The 23,834-nt window shown below is 62.5% G+C and carries 26 protein-coding genes and 1 pseudogene; 15 read left to right on the top strand and 12 right to left on the bottom strand.

The window, feature by feature from the left end:
* Positions 1-42: 42 nt before the first annotated feature.
* Entirely contained in the window at positions 43-465 is a 423-nt protein-coding gene (locus tag AC07FD_RS31925) for a DUF6163 family protein (protein WP_477286325.1), read from the bottom strand.
* Positions 462-1,505 (bottom strand): enoyl-CoA hydratase/isomerase family protein, encoded by a 1,044-nt coding sequence (locus AC07FD_RS31920; RefSeq protein WP_478353077.1) that lies wholly within the window; start codon positions 1,503-1,505, stop codon positions 462-464. The genes AC07FD_RS31925 and AC07FD_RS31920 overlap by 4 nt, the downstream gene beginning before the upstream one ends.
* A gap of 188 nt (positions 1,506-1,693) precedes the next feature.
* Here AC07FD_RS31920 and AC07FD_RS31915 point away from each other — a divergent pair, with 188 nt between their 5' ends.
* The 4 genes from AC07FD_RS31915 (at position 1,694) to AC07FD_RS31900 (ending at position 5,004) form a co-directional block, all read left to right on the top strand.
* Positions 1,694-2,185 (top strand): pyridoxamine 5'-phosphate oxidase family protein, encoded by a 492-nt coding sequence (locus AC07FD_RS31915; RefSeq protein WP_478353104.1) that lies wholly within the window; start codon positions 1,694-1,696, stop codon positions 2,183-2,185.
* 3 nt (positions 2,186-2,188) lie between these two features.
* Positions 2,189-3,019 (top strand): DUF2066 domain-containing protein, encoded by an 831-nt coding sequence (locus tag AC07FD_RS31910; RefSeq protein WP_478353076.1) that lies wholly within the window; start codon positions 2,189-2,191, stop codon positions 3,017-3,019.
* Between the two features lie 110 nt (positions 3,020-3,129).
* On the top strand, positions 3,130-4,161 hold the full coding sequence (gene hemB / locus AC07FD_RS31905) for a porphobilinogen synthase (RefSeq protein WP_478353103.1): 1,032 nt from the start codon (positions 3,130-3,132) through the stop codon (positions 4,159-4,161).
* A 198-nt stretch (positions 4,162-4,359) separates the two neighbouring features.
* Positions 4,360-5,004 carry a dihydrofolate reductase family protein gene (locus AC07FD_RS31900; protein WP_478353075.1) on the top strand — a complete coding sequence of 215 codons (645 nt, stop codon included), beginning with the start codon at positions 4,360-4,362 and terminating at the stop codon, positions 5,002-5,004.
* Between the two features lie 98 nt (positions 5,005-5,102).
* On the opposite strand, the gene ppk2 is transcribed toward AC07FD_RS31900, so the two are convergent.
* The gene (gene ppk2 / locus AC07FD_RS31895; RefSeq protein ID WP_095085714.1) at positions 5,103-6,023 is read right to left on the bottom strand and encodes a polyphosphate kinase 2; all 921 of its coding nucleotides are present in this window, start codon (positions 6,021-6,023) and stop codon (positions 5,103-5,105) included.
* Between the two features lie 270 nt (positions 6,024-6,293).
* On the opposite strand from ppk2, the gene AC07FD_RS31890 reads away from it, so the two are divergent.
* Entirely contained in the window at positions 6,294-7,337 is a 1,044-nt protein-coding gene (locus AC07FD_RS31890; protein ID WP_478353074.1) for an aldo/keto reductase, read from the top strand.
* 43 nt (positions 7,338-7,380) lie between these two features.
* Here the strand turns inward: AC07FD_RS31890 and AC07FD_RS31885 are convergent, their stop codons facing one another.
* Positions 7,381-8,352 carry a glycosyl transferase family 90 gene (locus tag AC07FD_RS31885; protein WP_478353073.1) on the bottom strand — a complete coding sequence of 324 codons (972 nt, stop codon included), beginning with the start codon at positions 8,350-8,352 and terminating at the stop codon, positions 7,381-7,383.
* Between the two features lie 197 nt (positions 8,353-8,549).
* Here AC07FD_RS31885 and AC07FD_RS31880 point away from each other — a divergent pair, with 197 nt between their 5' ends.
* The gene (locus AC07FD_RS31880) at positions 8,550-8,702 is read left to right on the top strand and encodes a hypothetical protein (protein ID WP_095085720.1); all 153 of its coding nucleotides are present in this window, start codon (positions 8,550-8,552) and stop codon (positions 8,700-8,702) included.
* 54 nt (positions 8,703-8,756) lie between these two features.
* Here the strand turns inward: AC07FD_RS31880 and AC07FD_RS31875 are convergent, their stop codons facing one another.
* Together AC07FD_RS31875 and AC07FD_RS31870 are read right to left on the bottom strand one after the other, a co-directional pair.
* Entirely contained in the window at positions 8,757-8,990 is a 234-nt protein-coding gene (locus AC07FD_RS31875) for a DUF982 domain-containing protein (protein ID WP_244730396.1), read from the bottom strand.
* A gap of 119 nt (positions 8,991-9,109) precedes the next feature.
* Positions 9,110-9,775 (bottom strand): GntR family transcriptional regulator, encoded by a 666-nt coding sequence (locus AC07FD_RS31870; protein ID WP_478353072.1) that lies wholly within the window; start codon positions 9,773-9,775, stop codon positions 9,110-9,112.
* 181 nt (positions 9,776-9,956) lie between these two features.
* On the opposite strand from AC07FD_RS31870, the gene AC07FD_RS31865 reads away from it, so the two are divergent.
* Positions 9,957-11,213 carry a multidrug efflux MFS transporter gene (locus tag AC07FD_RS31865; protein WP_478353071.1) on the top strand — a complete coding sequence of 419 codons (1,257 nt, stop codon included), beginning with the start codon at positions 9,957-9,959 and terminating at the stop codon, positions 11,211-11,213.
* Positions 11,214-11,254: 41 nt separating this feature from the next.
* The gene (locus tag AC07FD_RS31860; RefSeq protein WP_477399058.1) at positions 11,255-11,629 is read left to right on the top strand and encodes a DUF423 domain-containing protein; all 375 of its coding nucleotides are present in this window, start codon (positions 11,255-11,257) and stop codon (positions 11,627-11,629) included.
* A gap of 121 nt (positions 11,630-11,750) precedes the next feature.
* On the opposite strand, the gene AC07FD_RS31855 is transcribed toward AC07FD_RS31860, so the two are convergent.
* Both AC07FD_RS31855 and AC07FD_RS31850 read right to left on the bottom strand, forming a co-directional pair.
* Positions 11,751-11,900, bottom strand: a complete 150-nt coding sequence (locus tag AC07FD_RS31855; RefSeq protein WP_478353070.1) for a hypothetical protein — start codon at positions 11,898-11,900, stop codon at positions 11,751-11,753.
* 60 nt (positions 11,901-11,960) lie between these two features.
* On the bottom strand, positions 11,961-12,104 hold the full coding sequence (locus tag AC07FD_RS31850; protein ID WP_478353069.1) for a hypothetical protein: 144 nt from the start codon (positions 12,102-12,104) through the stop codon (positions 11,961-11,963).
* 156 nt (positions 12,105-12,260) lie between these two features.
* Between AC07FD_RS31850 and AC07FD_RS31845 the strand changes: the two genes are divergently transcribed.
* Positions 12,261-13,340 carry a LacI family DNA-binding transcriptional regulator gene (locus tag AC07FD_RS31845; RefSeq protein WP_478353068.1) on the top strand — a complete coding sequence of 360 codons (1,080 nt, stop codon included), beginning with the start codon at positions 12,261-12,263 and terminating at the stop codon, positions 13,338-13,340.
* Positions 13,341-13,344: 4 nt separating this feature from the next.
* On the opposite strand, the gene AC07FD_RS31840 is transcribed toward AC07FD_RS31845, so the two are convergent.
* Positions 13,345-14,610: an OpgC family protein gene (locus AC07FD_RS31840; RefSeq protein ID WP_478353067.1), complete on the bottom strand. Its 1,266-nt coding sequence runs from the start codon at positions 14,608-14,610 to the stop codon at positions 13,345-13,347.
* Positions 14,611-14,811: 201 nt separating this feature from the next.
* On the opposite strand from AC07FD_RS31840, the gene AC07FD_RS31835 reads away from it, so the two are divergent.
* Together AC07FD_RS31835 and AC07FD_RS31830 are read left to right on the top strand one after the other, a co-directional pair.
* On the top strand, positions 14,812-15,468 hold the full coding sequence (locus AC07FD_RS31835; RefSeq protein WP_478353066.1) for an alpha/beta hydrolase: 657 nt from the start codon (positions 14,812-14,814) through the stop codon (positions 15,466-15,468).
* Between the two features lie 29 nt (positions 15,469-15,497).
* Positions 15,498-15,719: pseudogene (locus AC07FD_RS31830) on the top strand (hypothetical protein); the annotation flags it as partial.
* 84 nt (positions 15,720-15,803) lie between these two features.
* Here AC07FD_RS31830 and sthA read toward each other — a convergent pair.
* Entirely contained in the window at positions 15,804-17,192 is a 1,389-nt protein-coding gene (gene sthA, locus AC07FD_RS31825; RefSeq protein ID WP_478353065.1) for a Si-specific NAD(P)(+) transhydrogenase, read from the bottom strand.
* A gap of 207 nt (positions 17,193-17,399) precedes the next feature.
* Between sthA and AC07FD_RS31820 the strand changes: the two genes are divergently transcribed.
* The 3 genes from AC07FD_RS31820 (at position 17,400) to AC07FD_RS31810 (ending at position 19,782) form a co-directional block, all read left to right on the top strand.
* Positions 17,400-17,861, top strand: coding sequence for an RDD family protein (locus AC07FD_RS31820; RefSeq protein WP_478353064.1), 462 nt, complete (start codon positions 17,400-17,402; stop codon positions 17,859-17,861).
* Positions 17,862-18,001: 140 nt separating this feature from the next.
* Positions 18,002-18,766, top strand: coding sequence for an arginyltransferase (locus AC07FD_RS31815; protein WP_095085760.1), 765 nt, complete (start codon positions 18,002-18,004; stop codon positions 18,764-18,766).
* Between the two features lie 119 nt (positions 18,767-18,885).
* Positions 18,886-19,782, top strand: coding sequence for a DMT family transporter (locus AC07FD_RS31810; protein WP_478353063.1), 897 nt, complete (start codon positions 18,886-18,888; stop codon positions 19,780-19,782).
* An 18-nt stretch (positions 19,783-19,800) separates the two neighbouring features.
* Here AC07FD_RS31810 and AC07FD_RS31805 read toward each other — a convergent pair whose 3' ends face one another.
* Both AC07FD_RS31805 and parC read right to left on the bottom strand, forming a co-directional pair.
* Positions 19,801-21,015 carry an AI-2E family transporter gene (locus AC07FD_RS31805; RefSeq protein WP_478353062.1) on the bottom strand — a complete coding sequence of 405 codons (1,215 nt, stop codon included), beginning with the start codon at positions 21,013-21,015 and terminating at the stop codon, positions 19,801-19,803.
* Between the two features lie 271 nt (positions 21,016-21,286).
* Positions 21,287-23,539: a DNA topoisomerase IV subunit A gene (parC, locus tag AC07FD_RS31800; RefSeq protein ID WP_478353061.1), complete on the bottom strand. Its 2,253-nt coding sequence runs from the start codon at positions 23,537-23,539 to the stop codon at positions 21,287-21,289.
* Between parC and AC07FD_RS31795 the strand changes: the two genes are divergently transcribed.
* Positions 23,495-23,830, top strand: a complete 336-nt coding sequence (locus tag AC07FD_RS31795) for a hypothetical protein (protein ID WP_478353060.1) — start codon at positions 23,495-23,497, stop codon at positions 23,828-23,830. The two genes, parC and AC07FD_RS31795, sit on opposite strands and share 45 nt — an antisense overlap.
* Positions 23,831-23,834 lie beyond the last annotated feature (4 nt).

Here is a 23,834-nt window from a genome sequence, read left to right as displayed (position 1 = left end):
CTGAATTGAGGCAGCCGCCAGGGCGCCAATGGGCTCAAGGGGTTAGTGCCGCACCGGTCGTTTCTGCAGCCAGATGATCACGCGAAAAGCGATATAAAGCAGCGCCACGACCGCATGCGAGACGACGATGAGCATGCGGTGGCCGAAAAGCTCGGGAAATCCGGCATACATGACAGTCTCGGTCACCGCGCAGATGAACCAGATCACCGGCCCCCAGGACGCCAGCATCCACAGGCCGGCGGCGGCGAAGGGGAAAAACACGGCGAGCACCACCGCCGCCACCTGCCAGTGCACCGGCATCAGGTCGAAGCGCCACAACGAGCCCGGATAGAAGCCGATCAGCTTGATCCAGTAGAGAATGCCGAACAGCAGGCAGTAGCCGGCGACGACGCGCTGGAACCAAGCGAAGATCAGCTCCACACCCGAGGGCTGCAGCACGACGCGTCTGGAGGTCACCTCGCTCACAGGTCGAGCTCCCGGTCGCCGAGCGAGGTGAAATAGGCGTCGACATCCGCCTCGCTGACCGCACCAAGGTTCGCCGGCCGCCATTGCGGCTTCGAGCCCTTGTCGATGATGGCGGCGCGGATCCCTTCGTAGAAATCGTGGCCGGCCAGCATCCGGTTGAGGATGCGGAACTCCATCTTCATGCAGGCGTCCATGGACATGGTCAGCCCGGCGCTGATCTGGCGCCAGGCGACGCGCAGGCTGGTCGGAGAACGCGTCCGGATCGTCGCCAGCGTCTTGGCCGCGAATTCGTCGTCGTCTGCCGCCCGTTCCAGGCTGTCGATGACAGCCTTGAGGGATGGTTGCGAAAAATGACGTACGATCGCCTCCAGCGTCGGCCTGTCGGTTTCACGTTTTGCCTGGACGAAGAAACCGCGCAACACCGATTCCGGATCGCCGGTCAGCGTCAGCCGGTCAAGGAAGCCGCCCTGGTCGGCGGCCTTGATGGTGTGGGTGGCGAGCCCTGACCACAGCGCGTCACCATAGCGGATGCGATTGCCGGTCAGCGCCAGATACATGCCGAAGGAGCCGCCGAGATCGGGCAGCAGATGGCTGGCGCCGACATCCGGGAAAAATCCGATGCCGACTTCCGGCATGGCGAACTGGGCATTTTCGGTCATCACCCGGTGCGAGCCGTGGAAGGAGATGCCGACGCCGCCGCCCATGACGATGCCGTCGATCAGCGCGACGTAAGGTTTCTTGAAGCTGTTGATGCGGGCGTTGAGCCGGTATTCGTCGGCGAAGAACTCGACCGGCGGCTTTCCGGCCCGGCCAGCCTCGTAGATATGCAGGATGTCGCCGCCCGCCGAAAACGCCCTGCCCTCGGCCTTGACGATAACGACATCGACGCCCTGGTCGGTCTCCCAGGCGCAAAGAGCAGCGTCGAGCGCCCGGATCATGCGGTGCGTGACGGCATTGAGCGCCTGCGGTCGCGTCAACGTGACGACGCCGGCCCGGCCCAGATGTTCGAAGCGGATCTCGTCGCCTCCGCCAAAATCCATCGTGAAAGAATCCCTCCCCCGCGCCGCCGGGATTGAAGTGCTAAAGCGTGGTGCATGGGTGCGTCAATGCCAAGCCCGGTCGATGTCGGGTCAGTTTGCATTTCAAGAGAGGCAAGGCGCCATCCTTTGCGTCGCGGCCAAATGGGTGCAACCATCCGTCTGTGAGCCTATTGGGAGATTATTTGGCGATGCCGCGAGAGTTCGACCCGGACGATGTTCTCAGTCGCCCGCTGATGGCGAATTTGGCGACCGTCAGCGCGGACGGCGCGCCGCGCAACGCGCCAGTGTGGTTCATCTGGGAGGACGGTGCGATCTGGCTTCTCGGGTCATCGGATGGAAGTGCGGTAAGGCATCTTGAAAGAGACCCGCGCTGCGCGGTGGAAATTGTTCACTTCGACAACAATGGCGGCATCTTACTGCACCTCGGACTGCGCGGCACCGCAACCATCGAACCGATGTCGCCAGACCGCTTCAAACGGCTCCTTCACAAATATCTCGGCCCCGAAGCAAGCTGGAACGAGTGGTTCATCGACAACGTGGCCCAGATCGAACATCCAGACGGGCGCATGATCAGGCTTGCCCCAGCCAGCATTTTCACCAACAACGTATCGTTCTTCAGAACCGGCCCTGACCTTGCATGGCCGCCATATATCGACGACGGGTCTAGAAGCGAACGGTGAGCCATGCCGCAGTTTTTGCGCCTCGCACTTGTTCTGGGTGGCCTGCTGACCTTCTGGGCCATCAATGGCCTGGCCAGGGCGGCCGATCTCAAGGATCTCTATCAGTCGCAGACCATCGTCAACGGTAAGTATGAAAAGCATCGCGAGGTCGGCTTCAAGTTCTGCCTCGACGCGGTGCTGGTCCGGGTTTCCGGCGATCAGCGCCTGCCGGCGAAACCGGAGATGACGGCAGTGCGCGACAAGGCCGGCAGCTTCGTCGCCAGCTTCCGCTACCGCGACCGCATGGAAGGCATCCCCAACCATGACGATCAGGGCACGTATGACCGGCCTCACAATCTCTATTGCCAGTACAGGCCGGAGGTGATCGATCCGGTGCTGGCCTCGCTCGGCAGCAGGCCGTGGCTGACCGAGCGGCCACGGCTGGCGGTGTTTTTGGCGGCCGAGCGCGACATCAGGCATTTCGCGCTCGATGCCGATGACGAGCGAGGCGTGCTGATGCGCGAATCGTTCAGCAATGCCGCTGCGCCGCTCGCCATGCGGGTGACTTTTCCCACGGCAGCGCTGCTGTCGCAGGCTGGACTGGACGACAGGACACTGCGCGACGCGGACATGGCAATGCTGGACATGGTTGCGAAAAAGGCCGGCGCCGATCAAGCACTTTCCGGCAGCATCGTGTGGAGCGACAAGGAGTTCGGCTGGATTGCCGACTGGCGGCTGGCCATGGCCGGCAAGACCTACACTTGGCAGGTGCGCGGCGTTTCCTTCGACGAAGCTTTCCGCGTTGCAATGAAGGGCGCGGCGCAGATCCTGTCGGGCAATGGGCAACCGGAATAGACCTCGACCTGATCGCTGGCACAAACGTGTCGCATTGGTCAGCGGCAAGGGCTCGTGGTAAAAGCCCCCGAACGAGAGTTTTGGCGATGAACAAATTCACCCCGACGCCGATGAACAAATTCACACCGGCAAAGCCAGCCGGCGCGCGTAGCGTCGACGACATCACCGGCAGCCGCCGCTTGCGCCGTATGCGCAAGGCCGACTGGTCGCGCCGCCTCGTGCAGGAGAACCGGCTCACGGTCGACGACCTGATCTGGCCGATCTTCGTCGTCGACGGCAGACAAGTGCGCGAGCCGATCGCCGCCATGCCGGGCGTCTTCCGCCTGTCGATCGATCTCGCCGTCAAGGAGGCCGAACGCGCGGCAAAGCTCGGCATTCCCGCACTCGCCACCTTCCCCAATGTCGATATCTCCCTGCGCGACCAGACCGGCTCGCACATTCTCGACCCCGACAACGTGATCAACCGCGCCACCCGGGCGATAAAGGACGCGGTGCCTGAGATCGGCATCATAACCGATGCCGCGCTCGATCCGTTCACCAGCCATGGCCATGACGGCATCCTGCGCGACGGCATCGTCGTCAACGACGAGACGGTGGAACAGGTCACCGCCGCGGCCGTCATCCAGGCGGCAGCCGGCGCCGACATCATCGCGCCGTCCGACATGATGGACGGCCGCATCGGCGCCATCCGCGACGCACTCGACGCCAACGGTTTCCAGGACGTGGCGATCATGTCCTATGCGACCAAGTTCGCCTCGGCCTTCTATGGTCCCTATCGTGAGGCGGTCGGCACCGCCGGCCTGCTCAAGGGCGACAAGAAGACCTATTATATCGACCACGCCAATTCCGACGAGGCGGTGCGCGAGGCCGAACAGGACATCGCCGAGGGCGCCGACATGCTGATGGTCAAGCCCGGCCTGCCCTATCTCGACATCATCCGGCGGCTGAAGGATGAATTTCAGATGCCGACCTTCGCCTACCAGGTGTCAGGCGAATATTCTATGATCAAGGCCGCCGGCGCCAATGGCTGGATCGATGGCGAGAAGGCGATGCTGGAATCCCTGTTGGCCTTCAAGCGCGCCGGCTGCGACGGCATTTTGACCTATTTCGCGCCCGAAGTGGCAACGATGCTGAAGGGATAGTTTTCTCTTCCCACCGATGGCCGGTCGCGGCAATGCCCGGCGGCCTCTCGATATCAATGACAATTTCCAGCTTCCGGTCGGGAGCCCCAGCGAAGGTCGTTGGACCAATCGCCGGGGTTTGCTGCATCCATATAAACCGCTTGCATTTCGCAACCAGTTTGCTACTCCTTTGCACGACTGGTTATGGAGGAGGCTTTCATGTCCAAACTTCGCGTCAATGCTTTCACACTGTCGCTCGACGGCTACGGCGCCGGTCCGGATCAGGATCTGCAAAATCCGCTCGGTGTCGGCGGGGGAGCCCTGCACAAATGGGCCTGGAGCACCCGCACCTTCCGCACGATGTTCGGCGAAGAGGGTGGCGCGACCGGCACTGACGAGGACTTTGCAGCGCGCAGCTTCGAGAATGTCGGCGCCTGGATCCTCGGCCGCAATATGTTCGGACCGATCCGGGGCGAATGGCCTGACGATAGCTGGAAGGGCTGGTGGGGTGATAACCCACCCTACCATGTGCCGGTTTTCGTGCTGACCCACCACAAGCGGGCATCCCTGCCCATGGAAGGCGGCACGACATTCCATTTCGTCACAGACGGCATCCATTCGGCGCTTGAACAGGCGAAAGCGGCGGCGGATGGCAAGGACGTGCGGGTTGGCGGTGGCGTCGCCACCATCTGGCAATATCTGCAGGAGAAACTGATCGACGAGATGCATCTGGCGATCTCGCCGCTGCTGCTTGGTGCGGGCGAGAATCTCTTTGCCGGCCTGGACATGCCCAAGCTTGGCTATCAGTGCAGCGAGCAGGTGGCGACAGCGCTCGCCACGCATGTGATCGTCAAGCGGGCTTAGGTTTCAGACGCGTAGCCTACGCCGCGATCCTTCGCGTGCCCCTCGTCCTGCCGGACATCTCCCCCACGAGAGGGGGGAGATTTAGCAACCCCAGACAGTCAATACTTCTCAGGCACGTAGAGTTCGCGCGGCAGCGTCTGGCGTTCGTATTCAGGATTGAAGACGCGCTCGGGCAGCGTGATCTCCTCGTGCGGCACCTCTTCATACGGCAACTGCTTGAGCAGATGGTCGATGCAGTTCAGCCGCGCCCGCTTCTTGTCGTTGCCCTCGACGATGAACCAGGGCGCCTCGGGAATGTTGGTGCGGGCGAAGGTCTCTTCCTTGGCCTTGGTGTACTGCTCCCAGCGCACGCGCGACTGCAGGTCCATCGGCGACAGCTTCCACTGCTTCATTGGATCGTGGATGCGCATCAGGAACCGCATCTGCTGCTCCTCGTCTGTGATCGAAAACCAGTATTTGACCACGGTGACGCCCGAGCGGACCAGCATGCGCTCGAACTCCGGCACGTCGCGGAAGAATTCTTCGACCTGATCGGGCTCTGCAAAACCCATCACCCGTTCGACACCGGAGCGGTTGTACCAGGAGCGGTCGAACAGCACGATTTCGCCGCCGGCCGGCAGATGCGGCACATAACGCTGGAAATACCATTGCGACTTCTCGCGCTCGGTCGGTGCCGGGAGTGCGACGACGCGGCAGATGCGCGGATTGAGCCGCTGCGTGATGCGCTTGATGACGCCACCCTTGCCGGCGGAGTCGCGGCCCTCGAAGATCACCACCAGCTTCTTCTTGTGATAGGCGACCCAGGACTGCAGTTTGATCAGCTCGGATTGCAAGGTGATCAGGTCGCGAAAATACTGCATGCGATCGATTGATGGCGGATGCGAGTTCTTGTAGATCTTGGCGATCTCCATCGACAGCGCCGGCTCCGACATTTCGAGCTCATAGTCCTCGTCGAGCGTGTCGGCGAGCTCGGCCTCAAGCCAGTCCCTGGCAGGAGAATTCTGTTTTAGCTCGGTCATATCAGCTGCTCCGCTTGCAAGCCCTGTCGATCCACGTCCGGCGCCCCAACCCCTGGCCTGCGTCCCGGAGTGGCAACACCTGAGCCGACTTCAATATAGGCCGGCAATGACGGTTTTATTGCAGCCTGGGGCGAGACTACCACCACTGCAAATTCCGCGAGGCATGATCGATCCATCGTCGTGGCATGGCGACAAGCGGCTCGAATTGTCCTACAAATGTGGCAGGCCCGCCCGGGCACTGCCTTTCAACAACAAATCGCGAGGACTGACATGGAATACCGCACCCTCGGCCGTTCCGGCTTGAAAGTTTCGACCCTGACCATGGGCACCATGACCTTCGGCGGTGCCGGCGCATTTTCGGCAGTCGGCAAGACCGACCTCGACGAGGCGCGCCGGATGATCGATCTCTGCATCGATGCAGGCATCAATGTCATCGACACCGCCAATGTCTATTCGAACGGCATCTCGGAAGAGATCATCGGCGAGGCGCTCGGCGGCAAGCGCAAGGGCGACGTGCTGATCGCCTCCAAGGCGCGGATGCGGATCGGCAGCGGTCCCAACGATGAAGGCCTGTCGCGCTATCACCTGATCCGCGAATGCGAGAAGAGCCTGAAGCGGTTGAAGACCGATGTCATCGACATCTACTTCCTGCACGAATGGGACGGTACGACACCGGTCGAGGAAACCATCGCCGCGCTCGATACGCTGGTTGCCCAGGGCAAGGTCCGCTACGTCGGCTGCTCCAACTATTCCGGTTGGCAGGTGATGAAGGCGCTCGGCATCAGCGACAGCCATCACCAGCCGCGTTTCGTCACCCAGCAGATCCACTACACGCTGGAAGCGCGCGAGGCGGAATATGAATTGCTGCCAATTTCGGTCGACCAGGGGCTGGGTGTGCTGGTCTGGAGCCCGCTTGCCGGCGGATTGCTGTCCGGCAAATACCGCCGCGACAGCCCGACCGCCCGCCAGCTCGCCGGCTGGTCGGAACCGCCGATCCGCGACGAGGACCGGCTCTGGCGGATCGTCGATGTCCTTGTCGAGATCGGCACGCAGCGCGGCGTGTCGGCGGCGCAGGTGGCGCTGGCCTGGCTGCTCGGCCGGCCGGCGGTCAGTTCGTTGGTGATCGGCGGCAGGACCGAAACGCAGTTCCGCGACAACATCGCCGCGGCAAGCCTGGTGCTGACCGGCGAAGAGCGTGACCGCCTAGACACGGTCAGCCGGCCACCCGTGCTCTATCCCTACTGGCACCAGCAACTGACGGCAAAGGACCGTTTTGGTCCCGCCGATCTGGTGATTGACCGCAGCGGCGTGTGACCACGCGAGGTTTGCGGCGGGGCTCGGCGGACGAAGCCCGCCCTTAACCCGTGATATAGCGCCAGACCTCGGCATCAGGCTCGATCTGGCCGCTGAGCACAAAGTATTTGTAGAGCACGAGCAGGGAGATCGCCTGCTCGGCCTTCTCGTTTGCGAATGTGCGGCAATAGGCATTCGCCGCGGCAATGATGCGTTCGGCTGCAGCCGGGTGCTGCTCGAAATAGCGAACCTTTTCGGCAAGATCGGCGAAATCCGGATCGAGCGGTGCGTAGTGGACGTTGGCCTCGAGTTGCCTCTCCGCGAACCATGTCTCGTATGTCGGCGGCGGCATCAGGCAGAGCGAATTCGAATTCATGATCCATTTGAGGTTGGTCGCCACGTCATTGCCTTCGAGTGAGACGATGTAGCGACAACGCTGCTGCTGGCTGATGCTGAGAAATGGCCTGCTGTACTCGGCCGGCGCGTACCACTTGTGTGAGCCGGCGTCGCAGAACGGCAGACCGCGCACGGTATCCAGAAATCTTGTCCGCAGCGGATTGTTGAGGTCGCCGCGCCAGACCACGGCCGGAAGCTTATCGGTGAACGAGGTTGCGTCGGCAGGCATGTAGAAGTGCCGGAACTTGTTGAATTTCAGAATGATCGCATTGCTGTTGTCGGCATGGATCAGCCGATTCTTGACCAGCGACGGCACCTGCGGCACGTCGATAACATCGCCGAATTCCAGATCGATGAGCAATTTGGGGTCGAAATACCGGGCAATCTCCTTGAGATCGTAATAGTACATGCTCGGTATCAGCGGCAGATTGTCGATATGCACCGCAGCCGGGCTGGGCGAAAATGCGTCCTGCAGCTTGTTGTAGTAATTCAGCCGCCGGCGAACCGAACCGTCAGCAAGCCGGGCTTTTTCGAGGCGACCCACAAGCCGCCGGCGGAAAAGCGTCTGCGGCGCGATATCGCGCACGACGTTTCGCGCATAATAAAAAACCCTTGCCGTCGTTCGTTGTATGGTCGCCATGGTTTCACTTGATCAAAACGAACGCGCGGATCGCGATGCGTTGGCGCCCCGGCCCCCTACACCATTGTCCCGTGCATCTTGCAAGCCCGGGCCATCATCGACGCGAACGGCCGGGCACGATCGCTTCAGCTGTTGTGTTTGACGGCTAATGCTCCTAGGCAGGGTCAGAGCCGCAAGGCAGTGAAAAAGGAGCCGATATGGCGCGACCACCAAACTACGATCAGGAACGCAAGGAACGCGACCGCCAGAAGGCGGCCAAGAAGGCTGAAAAGCTGGCGGCCAAGGTTGCCGCGCGCGAGCGTTCGAAGCCCGAAGACGAGACTGAAACCGAAACCGAAACGGCAAAGTGACGGCAAAAGGCCCGCGCATGCGGGCCGTGCCTCATTCCAGATTGTCGCCTTGGATCAGGCCGGCGCCTTGTCGCTAACGAAGACGTCCACTTCGCGCGCCGCCGCAATGAAGGCGCGCCTGGCGTTCATCGCCGGCTTGTCGCCGGCCAGCGCATCGTGACAGGCCTGCAGGGCCGCGCGATGCTTGGGGCTGCGCTTGCCGGGCCAGCTGTTGAGCAGGTAATCGGAAGCCTCACGAGCCGTACGCAAGAGCTGAGTGCTCCCCGCCGTGACTGACTTGACGGTCACGGGTGTTTCAAATCGGTTGTTTTCCATCGCCGCTCTTACGCCATCGGTGTCCGCGAAGCGAGGCCGAAAGTGCAGGGCGCGCCGAGACGCCGCCTTTTGCGCAGCGCGTACCGCATGCCTTAGGCGGCGATGACAGCAAAACCCCTGGCGCGAAGACCGCGCCGGTCGTTGGCGAGCGACGTCACCAGGCGGTCGCGGCTGCCGACGATGTGGGCCGAAAGCAGGCGCGCGGCTTCATCGGCGTCGCCGAGGCGCGCCGCCGCCAGAATGGCGCGATGTTCGGCCCAGGCGCGAGCAAGGGCAGCCTCGTCGCGAACCTCCAGCCAGCGGGCCCGCGACAGGCGCGTCATGGCATCGCGGACCGCCCGGAACAGGAATTCGTTTCCTGACAGGCGCGCCAGCTCGATGTGAAAATCCATGCCGATACGATGCCATTCCTCGCGTGGCGTGTCGGTGTCGCAGGAGTCGAGCATCGCCTCGATCACATCGACTGCGCTGCGGTCCGTCAGCGCACATGTCAGGCGAAGGGCTGCAACCTCAACCGCCTCCCGGTAGACGGCAATCTGCTCGAGCTCAGCCAGGTTGATCGGCGACACCGTCCAGCCACGGCCGTCCCTGCCGACCAGGCCCTCGGTCTCGAGCCGCAGCAGCGCGGCCCTGACCGGAGTTCGCGACGCGCCGAAGCGGCTTTCGATCCAGCGCTCGGTCAGCTTCTCGCCGGGACCGATCTCGAGGCCCAGGATCATCTGGCGAAGCTGTTTTTCGACGCTCTGCATCTGCGACATTGTCGTTCCCGTTTCTGACCGTTGGCTGGCTATCGGTTTGCTGGCCGCGTTTCCCGATCACGTTTGAGAGCGTCGCATTGACAGCACCCACGCTTGCGTTCATGACGGATACCATCTTGGTATCCCAAAATGGTATCCGCAGCAACCACCAACACGGCATTGCTCGGACAGGACGCATGACATGCAGAACACGCCCCCGACGACCGACAGCACCTACAACATCCACTGGCGGCGCAATCTGTTCGTTTGCTTTGCCGGTTCGTTCTCGACGCTTGTCGCCATGACGCTGCTTTTACCGTTCCTGCCGCTCTATATCGAGCAGCTCGGCGCTGAAGGCCACGCGGCGATCGTGCAATGGTCGGGGATCGCCTATGGCGCGACCTTTTTCGCGGCGGCACTTGTGGCGCCGCTGTGGGGACGTCTCGGCGACCGCTACGGCCGCAAGGTGATGCTGGTTCGCGCCAGCTTTGGCATGGCCATATGCATGTCGCTGACCGGCATGGTCCAGACCGTCTGGCAGTTGGTGCTGCTGCGGCTGCTGATCGGCTTTGCCGGCGGCTATTCCTCGGGATCGACCATCCTGGTTGCCATGCAGACGCCCAAGGAGCGTTCCGGCTGGGCATTGGGCCTGCTGTCGGCCGGTATCACCGGTGGGGCACTGGTCGGCCCGCTGGTTGGTGGCGCCTTGCCGCCGCTGATCGGCATCCGAGCCACCTTCCTGCTGTCCGGCGGCGTCATCTTCCTGGCATTCCTGGCGACCACGTTTCTGATCAAGGAGACCCCCCGGCCGAAAGCGACGGCCGGCGCATCGAAGGGCAAGCCGAAAGGCGGCTGGGCACAAATCCCCGACAAACGGCCTATCATCGCCATGCTGGCGACCGGCATGCTTTTGAGTTTCGCCACCATGTCGATCGAGCCGATCATCACCGTCTATGTGCAGCAATTGATCGAAGACCAGAGCCGCGTCACGCTGATCTCTGGCGTCGTCATGTCGGCGGCGGCGCTTGGCGCCATCCTGTCGGCTTCACGCCTCGGCAAGCTCGCCGACCGCATCGGCCATTGGAACGTCATCATCGGCGCGCTTGCCGTCTCGGCGCTGCTGCTGATTCCGCAGGCCTTCGTCACGCAGAGCTGGCAACTCATCGGCCTGCGCTTCCTGATGGGCCTGGCGCTGGGCGGGCTCCTGCCCTGCATCACCAGCGTCATCCGCCACAATGTTCCCGATGGCGTCGGCGGCAATGTGCTGGGGCTCTCGATCTCCGCCCAGTATGTCGGACAGGTCGCCGGCCCCTTGCTTGGCGGATTTGCCGGCGGCCATTTCGGCATGCGCTCGGTGTTTCTGGGCACATCCATCTTGATGGCCGGCGGCGCGGTCTATAACTGGCTGGCGCAATCGCGCCGCGAGCAGGACATGCTCGCCAATGCCGGCAAGCCCTGACTAGTTGGGTCGTATGCCTTGAACGTCACGGAGCCCCAGACATGAGCACGGCCGAGCAATCTTCCGTCAACAGCGGCCGGATCCTCGTCCTGGCCGGCGGCCTCTGTGGCGCCGCCGGCGTGGCGCTGTCGGCTGCTGCGGCGCATCTGGGCGGTGCCTTTGTCGGCACTGCCGCATCCTTCCTGCTCATGCACGCGCCGGTCTTCCTCGCGACCGGACTGCTTGGCGCGAACCGGACGCTGCGCATCGGCAGCCTGATCCTGCTGGTTGGGCTGCTGTTGTTCTGCGGCGACCTGCTGGCCCGCGATTTCCTCGGTTCGCGGCTGTTCCCGCTGTCGGCGCCGATCGGCGGCACCTTGCTCATCGCCGGCTGGCTGGTGATCGCTGGCTCGGCGCTGGTGCGCACACGTTCCTGACCAGGCTGGACCGGTAGCCTTTATCGATGTCTCTGGGGGTCGATGTCCCCGGGCGCACTGCCCGGGACGGTTCCATTCGCGAAAACCGACGCGATCCTGTCACACGGCGTTTGTCGATCGATCAATCCTGCCGGCGCTCGGGCTTATCGAGCACTTCGCGACCGTGCCGCCGCAGCTTCGCCAGTAGATGCGTCTCCGGCCGTTTGGACGCCGGCACGATGCCCCAGTAGTTGCGGTAGATGTCTTCGAACAGATAGCTCACGGGATGCATGATGCACTCCTTTCAAGATTTGAATCGATCCAATCGGCACGCACAAAAAAGCTATCCCGATCAGCTCCGTCTGCGCTCCACGAAGAACCGTAGTTCGCGTACCCATGGGCTGGCACTCTCGTGGCGCCTCTGTTTCGTGGCGGTCGAACCGATGCTCCAGTCGTTGCGGTAGATGTCTTGGAAGAGATAGTTGACGGAATGCATGACACATCTCCCTTTGCTGATATTGAATCGATCCAATCATATGAACCTTTGTTCTTTTGGATCGATTCAAAGATACACCTCGCCGGGTCGTTGTTCAAGGCAGAATTTGAACCGATCCAACGAAAGTGTTAGATGGGATGAATTCAGGAGACGAAGATGGCCCCATTGAGCTCTGGAAAGACAAGACCGGTCCGGCTGGCAGACATTGCCAAAGCGGCCGGCGTGTCGCACGGCACCGCGTCCAACGTGTTCGCCCGCCCGGAGATCGTGCGCGAGGAGGTCCGCGAACGGGTCAAGGCGGCAGCCGAGGCAATGGGATATGGCGGACCCGACCCCAAGGGTCGGCTGCTGCGCGCCGGCAAGGTCAATGCCATCGGTGTCGCGACCGCGGAACCGTTGTCCTATTTCTTCAACGACCCTTTCGCCCGGGTCATGATGGCAAGCATCTCGCAGGCTTGCGACGCGACTGGTGCGGGGATCTCGCTGGTCTCCGCCGCCAACAACGAACAGCTCGCCTGGAACATCCAGAGCGCGCTGGTCGACGGCTTCATCGTCTTCTGCATCGAAGGCGGCTCAAGGCTGGTCGAACTGGCGCGCGAACGCAAACTCCCGTTTGTCGCACTCGATCTTGATTCGGACGACGACGGGGCGGTCGCGGCGATCGGTGTCGACAACATCGCCGGCGCCGGTCTCGCGGCGCGCCATCTGACCGAGCTCGGGCATCGTCGCTTTGCCGTGCTTGCCCTGCCCTGTGCCGACGCCGGCTTCGGCCCAACCACGCAGGCGCAGGTGGAGAAGGCCCTCTATTCCGGGACGCGCGACCGCCTGCGCGGCTACTTCGCCGAACTCTCCCGCGTCGACATCGACGTCTCGAAGGTGCCGATCTACGAAACCGTCAATGACGAGGAGAGCGTCTGGGCGGGCCTCGATCATATTTTCGCCGGCGCCGAGACACCGACCGCCATCCTGGCAATGTCGGACAGGATCGCCTTGCATGCGCTGGACTGGCTGCGCCAGCACGACATCACTATTCCGGGCGACGTTTCGATCGTCGGTTTCGACGGCGTCCCGGAAGGAGCGGTTTCCAAGCCGCCGCTGACCACGATCGTTCAGCCGATCGCCGAGATGGGCCGCCTTGCCGTCAAGGCGATCCTCGAAAACGACGGCACGTTCAGTCGGCAATCGCTGCCGGTCGACCTCGTGGTGCGGGCCTCATCCGGCCCCTCGTCCGCCTGACGCCTCAACGCCCCATTCTTGTTGCCATCGACGACATGACGAAGGACGCCTGGACCGGCAGTGCGGCGTTTTGAGCCGGTCTGCTTTTCCCGGACCTGCCAAGGCTCGAAAGCCATTCGAGATAGTAGGCAAGCGCAAACTGCATGGCGATGCCGGCGGCAATCAACAGGCTGTCGTAGACCAGCCCGCCCGGGTTGATCAGCTTCAGCACCTGCGCCGTCAGGGCGAGCACCGTGCCGGCAATGAAAACCGGCAGCGATCGCTTGCCCAATATGGCTAACGGATGATCGCGCCCGGTGCGGAACAGGTTCGAGACGGCGGGGAATGCCACGATCAGGTAGCTCACCGCCAGGATATGCAGAAGCCTCGGCAGTGCCAGGAACGTCTTGTCGAAGCCGGTCAGCACCGGAGGCAGGCCCAACCAGGAGATCTGCCCCCAGAGCGGGCTATGCACCCAGACCAGCGCCGTGGCGGTGTAGGCCAAAGCCAGGCCAACCAGCCAGCGATTGACCGGGATGGTGCCACCGCGACGCACATACAGCGTGCCTGCCAGGCCGATGTTGAACAGGAACTGCCACGACAGCGGGTTGAGAAACCAGAAGCCAGGCTCGGGATAGTTCGGCGGCGCGATCTGGTAGATCCCGGCGACCAGCCACAGCGCGCCGGATGCGACCAGCGCCGGCAATGGCCGGTAGCTGACGAAGAGCAGGAAGACCGGCGCCAGCAAGAGCAGCACTGCATAGACTGGCAGGATGTTGTTGTAGCCGAGCTGGTGGCCGAGGGTCACGATGCCGATCAGCACTTGTGGCGTATTCTTGATCAACGGCTCGATGTTGATCATCGTCAACAGCTCCGGTCGCCCGGCGAACACCGCCGCCGCGCAGAAGATCGCCATTACCACCATGGTGGTCACGATGTGGGCGGCATAGAGCACGCCAGCGCGGCGCCACATCTTCAACGTTGCCAGCAGCCGATTTCCAGGCTGGAATTTCTTGCCATAGGCGAGCGCGACCGCGATTCCGGAGATCAGCACGAAGACTTCTGCCGCGTCTGAAAAGCCGAAATTCTTGTAGGTCAGATACTCGAAGGCGGTACCCGGCACGTGGTCGACAAAGATGGTCAGCAAGGCGAGAGCGCGAAGCACGTCTATGCGCGTGTCACGCTCCGAGATGCGCGTGTCACGCTCCGACACGTGCGTATCGCGATCCGGGACACGCGCATCGCGGTCTGGGACACGCGTGCCGCGGTCCGGGGAAAGTTGGGTGGTCATCGACAAAAGGCCTCAAAGCTGGTTGTTCATGCCGGCAATGCGACCCCCGGCGCACCGCTTCGATTCCTCCCGCAGGAATATATCGGCGAAGAAACGGACAGTAATGCGCCCGGTTCAATCAACTTTCGCGGAGCTTGAAAATATTGCGTTTTGAAGCCGGCAAACTGACCGGAATCGTCATGAAATCAAAAGGATGAGGCCATGACCGAAGAGACCTCACAAGATGGTGCGTTTCGGCGTGATCTCGCTTTCTGCTACCGCCTCTACAGGCCGGTGGTTTCAACTGGCGAATGCTTCTTCCTGCTGCATGGGTCGGGTGTCGACGAGACGACATTGGTGCCGCTGGCGCGAGAGATCGCGCCGCACGCCACGCTGATCGCCGTGCGCGGCCGCATCGTCCAGGAGGATGGTTTCCGCTGGTTCGCGCGCATCACGCCGACGCGCTTCGAACAGCACAGCATCCGCACCGAAACCAACGCTTTTGCAGGCTTCGTCACCGATGCAGCCACACGCCACGATCTCGACCTCTCCCGCACGATCTTTCTCGGCTATTCGAACGGTGCCAATCTGGTTTCGAGCCTAATGCTGCTGCATCCGGGCCTTGTCGAACGCGCCGCGCTGCTGCGGCCGATGCCGGTGCTCGACGACGTGCCGGCGACGGATCTGGCAAGCGTGGGGGTGCTGATCGTCGCCGGCGCTGCCGATCTTACCTATGCGCCTTTCGCGCCGGCTCTGGTGACATTGCTCAGCCAACATGGCGCCGACCTCGACGCCCGGATTGTTCCATCGGGTCATGAATTCGGCAGCGCAGACGCGGCAATCGTAATGCAATGGCTGAACGCGCCCGTCGCCGAATAAACTTGTCACCGCGTCGATTGCCAACCAATCTTGTCATCGATCCGACGGTCGACAGGATGCTGGAGGCACTGACCAGCCCGAAGCTGCAGGAGTTGGCCTGGTCGAAGCACGGTTTTCGCGGCCCGCTCGGCACCGTCACCGGCGGCGCCGATGCCGCGATCGCCGGGGTTCGGCCAGCCGAAATCGAAGCCGTGCTGCCGATGCCTTCCGCCGATGTGATGCTGGCGCTGCTCGCCCAGATGGAAGGCTGACGCAATTCCAGGAAAAGTGTGAAGTTCCCGGGAAAAGCGCGTAGCGCTTTCCCTAAGGGAATTGCGTCGAAACAAACAACCCGCCTACCCTCGCCCCATCCGGTTCCAGGCATCCAGCCCGGCGATCTTGTAAGCTTCGGCGAGCGTCGGATAGTTGAAGGTGTTGTTGACGAAGAAGTCGACGGTGCCGCCGAGATTGATCACCGCCTGGCCAATGTGAATGAGTTCGGTGGCGCCCTCGCCGACGATATGCGCGCCGAGCAGCCGACGCGTCTCGATCGAGAACAACAGCTTCAGGAAACCGGAGTTGACGCCCATGATGTGGCCGCGCGAGGTCTCGCGAAAACGCGCCACGCCGACCTCATAGGCGGCCCCACTTTCACGCACCTGTTCCTCCGACTGGCCGACCGTCGAGATTTCCGGCACTGCATAGATGCCATAGGGAAAGGTTTCGGGAGGCGGCGGCAAGGGCACGCCGAAAGCATGACAGGCCGCTACTCTGCCCTGCTCCATCGAGGTCGAGGCCAGGCTCGGAAAGCCGATGACGTCGCCGGCGGCGTAGATGTTGGGCGCGCTGGTCTGGAAGGTCTGCGGATCGACCTTGATCCGCCCCCTTGAGTCGGCTTCGATGCCGACGATATCCAACCCCAGGCTGCCGACATTGCCGGTGCGGCCGGCTGCGTACAGCACCACCTCGGAGCGAATGGTGCGGCCGTCGGCCAGCTCAACCTCGGCGGTTTCAGGCTTGGACCGGATTTCCTTCACCGCGCTGCCCAGCCGGATCGTCATGCCGCGATCGCGCATCTGGTGGATGAAATCGTCGACGATCTCGCGGTCGACGAAATCGAGGATGGAGTTGCGCGGCTCGACCAATGTCACCGGCACGTCGAGCGCAGAAAAGATCGTCGCATATTCGACCCCGATGACGCCGGCGCCGATCACGGTCAGCGTGCGCGGCAAACGGTCGAGCTCCAGCATCTCGTCGCTGTCGAAGATTCGGGTCTTGTCGAAAGGCACGTCGCGCGGCCGGTGCGGCCTTGTGCCGACCGCGATCAGCGCATTGGCAAAACCAACCTCGCTGTAGTCGCCGGTGTCGGTGGTCAGGCTGACCTTGTTGGGGTCAAGAAACTTCACCTCCGCGCGAGCGCTCTTGACCGTGTTGCGCATGAACTGGTGCTGCAGCACCTCGACCTCATGGTCGAGCGTCTTGTGCAGGCGCTCGACCAGATCGCCGACCGAGATGTCCTGCTTGACCCGGTAGCCGCGGCCGTAAAAGCCGCGCTCGCGCCAACCCGAGAGGTTGAGCACGGTTTCGCGCAGCGTTTTCGACGGAATGGTGCCTGTATGCACCGAGACACCGCCCAGACGCCGGCCTCGATCGACCACCAACACCGATTTGCCGAGCTTGGCCGACTGCACCGCGGCGCGGCGGCCGGAGGGGCCACTGCCGATCACCAGCATGTCGTAGTCCATATTGCCCCGTCCCTTGCCCTGACGCTTTGTTGCGCCGCAGCAAGCTAATGCCATTCGCGCCGCAAATTCAACCGATTCAGATTGCGCCTCACGCCGCTCGCGCCCTGCGCGCCACAAAACGCCCGATCTTGATTCCGCCGCAGGTCCACACCATTTCACTTCTGAGCGGTCCGCACCCTATGTCGGGCCCTGTTACGAGGAAATGACATGAACGCGCGCGTTCTCGACGGCGAAATCATCACGACCCATGTCAGGGCCTATGACGGCGTGCGCACAAGGCGCATCCTGGCCGTCGTGATCGACTATTTCATCGTCGCGCTGCTCACCATTCCTTTCGCCATACTGGTGTTCTTTCTCGGCCTTTTGACCCTCGGCCTTGGCTGGATGCTGTTCGGCGTGCTGGTGCCGGCCGTCGCCATCCTCTACATCTGGAACACGCTGGGCAGCGCCGACCAGGCCACCACGGGCATGAAGATGATGGGCATCCGGCTCGACCGGCTCGACGGCAGCCCGATCGACGGCCTCACCGCGGTCGTCCATTCGGTGCTGTTCTGGGCCGGCAACGTCATCCTGTCGCCACTGGTCCTGCTGGTAACGCTGTTTTCCGACCGCAAGCGCACGCTGCACGACCTTTTGCTCGGCACCGTGGTCAGCCGCACCGACCGCTGAAACGGTGCTCTCAAGGGCAGTCATGGGCGATTGAGTGTAAATGTGAAGGCGTCTAGTCAACCACGCCCTCACAATCCTGTTGAATTTTTCGCCGTCCGCGCCAAAGGTAGAGCGATTCGAAGGAGTGTTTCCAAGGCTCGATGACGCAGCATCCGACCCAGTCGCCGCAGTTCTTCCTGACCGCGCCGTCGCCGTGCCCGTATCTCGACGGCCAGTTCGAGCGCAAGGTGTTCACGCATCTGGTAGGCGATAAGGCGGCGGAGATGAACGACCTGTTGACGCAAGGCGGCTTCCGGCGCTCGCAGAACATCGCCTACAGGCCGGCATGCGAGACCTGCCGCGCCTGCGTTTCGGTGCGCATCCTCGCCCAGGAATTTAGCGCCAGCCGCAATATGAAGCGGGTGCTACAGCACAATTCCGACCTCGTCGGCCACATGCACAATGCCGAGCCCTCGACCGAACAATATTCGCTGTTTCGCAGCTACCTCGACGCCCGCCACCGCCGTGGCGGCATGTCCGACATGACAGTGCTCGACTACGCCATGATGGTCGAGGATACCCATGTCGACACCAAGGTGATCGAGTACCGGCGGCGCGGGCCCGACACCTTCATCACCGGCAAGGGGCAGGGCGAACTGATCGCGGTGGCGCTCACCGACAAGATGGCCGACGGCCTGTCGATGGTCTATTCCTATTTCAATCCCGATTTCGAGGAGCGTTCGCTCGGCACGTTCATGATCCTCGATCACATCGCCCGCGCCCGGGCGATGGGCCTGCCCCATGTCTACCTCGGCTACTGGGTCAACGGCTCGCGCAAGATGAATTATAAGATGCGCTTCATGCCGCAGGAGCATCTCGGCCCGAAAGGCTGGGAGCGCTACACCAACGAAGCGGTTTCACGCTGAGTTTTTCCACGATCCACCCTTAAACTGTTTCAAGGCAGGGGATGCTGGTCTTTCAGCCGCTTGGCTGGAGAGTGCGCCATTGCGCCTGGCCACCTGCATTTCATTGCGAAAGTTGCTGCATGTCCACTCACCACGACCACCAGAAGGGCCTTCTGATAACCGCGATCGGCGGCCTGACGCTGACCGTCGACATTCCGCTGATCCGGCTCGCCGACGGCGGCGCTTGGACGATCCTGTTGCTGCGCACCGGCACCACCTTTGTCGCGGCCATGATCATCTGGTCGATCTGGCGCGCGCTCAGCCGGAACGCCCCGCAACTCATCCCCGGCTGGTCCGGCCTTGTCGTGGCGATTTGCTACGGGCTGACCTCGATCACCTTCGTCACCGCCGTCTTCCACACCTCGACCGCCGACCTGGTGTTCATCCTGGCCTTCAACCCCGTTTTCGCCGCGTTGCTGTCCTGGATATTCCTGAAGGAGAAGCCACGGCTGGTGACGATCGTGGCGATGCTGGTGATGATCCTCGGCGTGCTGGTCATCGTCGGCGGCTCGGTCGGCACCGGGCACCTGTTCGGCGATTTCATGGCGCTGTGCTCGGCATTCTTCATCGCGGTCGCCATCACCATCTCGCACGCCAGCGGCAAGGATATGGGATTCACGGCCCTTGTCGGCGTCCTTCTGCCACTGGCGCTGGCGGCTTTCATGGTCACTGGCGAAGGTTTTCAGGTCAATGCGCCATGGTGGATCATCTTCAACGGCGCCGTGATCATGCCGATCTCGTTCTTTTGCCTTGCCAACGGTCCGAAATACATTTCAGGTCCCGAAGTGGCGATGTTCTACCTGCTCGAAACCGTGCTGGCGCCGGTCTGGGTGTGGATGATCTTTGCCGAGACACCAACCCGCAACAGCCTGATCGGCGGCGTGATCCTGATCGTCACGCTGATCGCCCATTCGCTGTGGCAGTTGCACGACGGACGCAAGCGCCGTGGCGACCTTGCGGTGCATCACCCGGCCTAACCGAACCGGATCGCAGAATTAGGCGCTGGCTTTCTTCACCACGCTGGGTACAGGCAGAACCTCGATCTGTGGGCCAACTTCGAGTTCAGCCGGCGAACCCGGCATGATTTCGTCGGTCAGTTCCACCTCGCGCAGCCACTCGCGCCAGATCGCGACCAGCAAGGCCATCAGCACCGGGCCGATGAACAGGCCGAGGAACCCCATGGTCTTGACGCCACCGATCAGGCCGAAAAAAGTCGGCAGGAAAGGCAGTTTTATCGGTCCGCCGACGAGCTTGGGGCGCAGCGTCTTGTCGACGATGAACAACTCGACCGCACCCCAGAGGAATAGCGCCAATCCGGCCATCGGCGACCCGCTGGCGGCGAGGTAGATCGAGACCAGGGTGAAGGACAATGGTGCGCCGCCGGGGATCAGCGCCATGACGCCGGTCAGGGCGCCGAGCGTCACCGGCGACGGCACACCGGCCAGCCAGTAGGCAATGCCCAGCACCAGTCCCTCGCCGATGGCGATGACGGTCATGCCGGTCACGGTCGAAGAGATCGTGGCCGGCACGACGCGCGAGATCCGCTCCCATCGCGCCGGCAGGATGCGCTCGCCGAGACGGTCGACCTGGCCGGCGAAGTGCTCGCCGTCGCGATAGGCGAAGAACAGCGCGATCATCATGAACAGCAGCGTCAGGAGCAGGCCGAAGGCGCTGCCGCCGGCCGCCAGCACGCCGCGATAGATGCTGCCGATGTTGGCACCGCTGACCAACTGGATCAGTTCGCCAATGCCGCCAGGATGGCCAAAATTGGTCGTCCATTGCTCGTTTAGCCACTCGCCCACGACAGGCATGGTGGCGATCCAGTGCGGCGTCACGGCGCCGTGCCGGTTGGTCTCGATCGCCCAGCCGACCCACTCGCGCACCTCGTTGATGGCGTAGGTGCCGGCAAGCGCGATCGGCACCACCAGGAAGGCGAGGATGAACAGGATGGCAAAGGTCGCGGCGATGGTGCGGTTGCCGCCAACCGCGACAAGCAGGCGCCGGTAGAGCGGCCAGCTGGCAAAAGCGATGACCAGCGCCGCCAGCACCGGAAACAGGAAGCCATGGAAGAAATAGACACCGGCGGCGACGATCAGCACCAGCAGCCAGCGCGCCGCCGACAGCGGCGGAATGACGGCCGATCGCAGCGGCGTCGACAGGCCGAACAGGCGCTGCTGCCGTTCCGGTTTCTGGATTTTTGCTTCCTTCAAACGCCGCTTCTCCCGAACACCTTCCCTGCTTATGCACTGGTATAGTGCAGCAATCGTGACGATAGTCCAAATGATGATGAAGCTGCTGATCTCCCCCTTGTGGGGGAGATGGCCGGCAGGCCAGAGGAGGGCGCGAAGGAATTCCGTCCTTGGGGCGTTGACTGTGACCAGCCGAGGACTGAGACGAATACTTAGTTGTGATTGATTGAGGGACAGCACCCCCCCTCTGCCCTGCCCGGCATCTCCCCCACAAGGGGGGAGATCCGCAGCTTCACCCAAACTTCCCCGTCCTCGGGAAGCCCTTCGGCACCATGCGGCCGGCCGAGGCACGGGCGCCGATCCATTCGGCCAGTTCCTCACGCGACCGGATAAAGGTGCGGTCAGCCGAATCCTGCCAGGACAGGCCGCTCTCCAGCGTGAACGGCTTGAGATCCAGAAGACCGCCGTCCTTGTATTTCTGCAGGCGAACGCCCTTGCCGCGGCCCATCTCCGGGATGTCGGAGAGTGCGAACACCAGCATCTTGCGATTCTCGCCGACGATGGCGAGATGGTCGCCAGTGAGCGGGATGCAGCGCTTGGCCTCGTCGGGCGCCTTGACGTTCATCACCTGCTTGCCCTTGCGGGTGTTGGCGACGACTTCCTCCTCCGGCACGATGAAGCCATTGGCGTCGTACGAAGCCAGCAAAAGCTTGCGCTTCGGATCGTGGACGAAGGCGGTGACGATGTCCTGGTCATTGTCCATGTCGACGATGATGCGGATCGGCTCGCCATGGCCGCGGCCACCGGGCAACCGGTCGGCGCCGACGGTGTAGAACTTGCCGCCCGTGGTGAAGACCAGCACCTTGTCGGTGGTCTGGGCATGGAAGGCCAGCTTGAGGCTGTCACCCTCCTTGAAGGTCAGGGTCGAAAGATCGGCCAGATGCCCCTTCATCGCCCGCAGCCAACCCTTTTCCGAGACGACCACGGTGACCGGCTCGCGCTCAATCATGGCGTGCGCGATGTCGGTCAGGTCATGCTCGGGCGCATCGGCGAACTGGGTGCGGCGCTTGCCGAGCTCGGTCTCCGGGCCGAACTTGTCGCGGATATTGGTGACTTCCCACTTGATCGTCGCCCATTGCTTTTCGTTTGAAGCAAGCAGCGCTTCGATCTGCTTCTTCTCGGCGCTCAGACCGTCGAATTCCTTTCGGATTTCGAATTCTTCCAGCTTGCGCAGAGCGCGCAGCCGCATGTTGAGGATGGCTTCCGCCTGGGTGTCGGTGAGCGACCAGCGGGCCATCATCACCTGCTTGGGCTCATCCTCCTCGCGAATGATCCTGATCACCTCGTCGATGTTCAGATAGGCGATCAGGTAGCCGGCGAGGATCTCCAGCCGCCTTTCGATCTCGCCAAGGCGATGTTTCGAGCGGCGAACAAGCACGTCACGGCGGTGTTCGAGCCATTCCTGCAGCACGCCTTTCAGCGACAGGACGTTGGGCACCTTGCCGCGCGACAGGACGTTCATGTTGAGCGGGAAGCGGCTTTCGAGCTCGGTCAGCTTGAAAAGCGATTCCATCAGGATGCCCGGGTCGACCGAGCGGCTCTTCGGCACCAGCACGACGCGGATGTCTTCGGCACTTTCGTCGCGGATATCCTCGAGCAGCGGCAGCTTTCGCGCCATCAAGAGCTCGGCGATCTTCTCGATCAGCCGCGCCTTCTGCACGCCGTACGGGATTTCGGTGACGACGATGCTCCAGGTGCCCCTGCCCTGATCCTCCTGGATCCACTTCGACCGGACGCGAAAGCCGCCGCGCCCGGTTTCATAGGCTTCGAGGATGGCGGCGCGGCTGTCGACGATGATGCCACCGGTCGGGAAGTCCGGACCCTGGACAAAGTCCATCAGCTTCGCCACCGGCGCATCGCGATGTTCGATCAGGTGAAGTGCCGCATCGCAAAGCTCGGCCGCATTGTGAGGCGGGATCGATGTTGCCATGCCCACGGCAATGCCAGACGAGCCGTTGGCGAGCAGGTTCGGAAAGGCGCCGGGCAAAACCACCGGCTCCTCGTCCTCTTCATTGTAGGTCGGCCGGTAGTCGACGGCATCCTCGGTGATGCCGGACAACAGCTCGGTCGCCACATCGGTCATGCGCGCTTCGGTGTAGCGCATGGCAGCGGCGTTATCGCCGTCGATGTTGCCGAAATTGCCCTGCCCGTCGACCAGGGGGTAGCGCATCGAAAAATCCTGCGCCAGCCGCACCAGCGCGTCATAGATCGATTGATCGCCATGCGGGTGGAACTTGCCCATCACCTCGCCGACGATGCGGGCGCATTTGGCAAAGCCCTGGTCGGGGTTCAGCCGCAGCAGACGCATGGCGTGCATGATGCGGCGATGGACCGGTTTCAGTCCGTCGCGCACGTCCGGCAGCGCCCGGTGCATGATGGTCGACAGCGCATAGGCCAGATAACGCTCTTCCAGCGCCTTCTTCAGATCGACCGGTTCGACATGATCGCCACCGCCATTTTCAGGCGGCAAAAGCCTTTTTCCCATGGGCTGGACCTAGCCGAGCGGGTGATTCGCGGCAAGGGGCCGACAGATGTACCGGCGCTTCTGCAACATGAAACCGCAGGCCAACGGATGTCGACCAACATCAGCCTGTTACATCAGGCCAAGCGTGATGATATCAGGCAACCGGCTCTTCATTACAAATTCACCGGTTTGCGCAAAGACGGTGGGATCGAGTTTGCCTTTCACCGTGATTTTCGACCATTGTGCCGGGACACGCCTTTTTCCCGTCCAGTTCGTCACGGAATGGTGATGGCGCAAAGAATTGAAAAATAATTTC

The sequence above is a fragment of the Mesorhizobium waitakense genome (genome assembly GCF_056431085.1).
The sequence above is the reverse complement of the archived record's forward strand: the minus strand, read 5'-3'. Positions and strand labels throughout refer to the sequence as shown.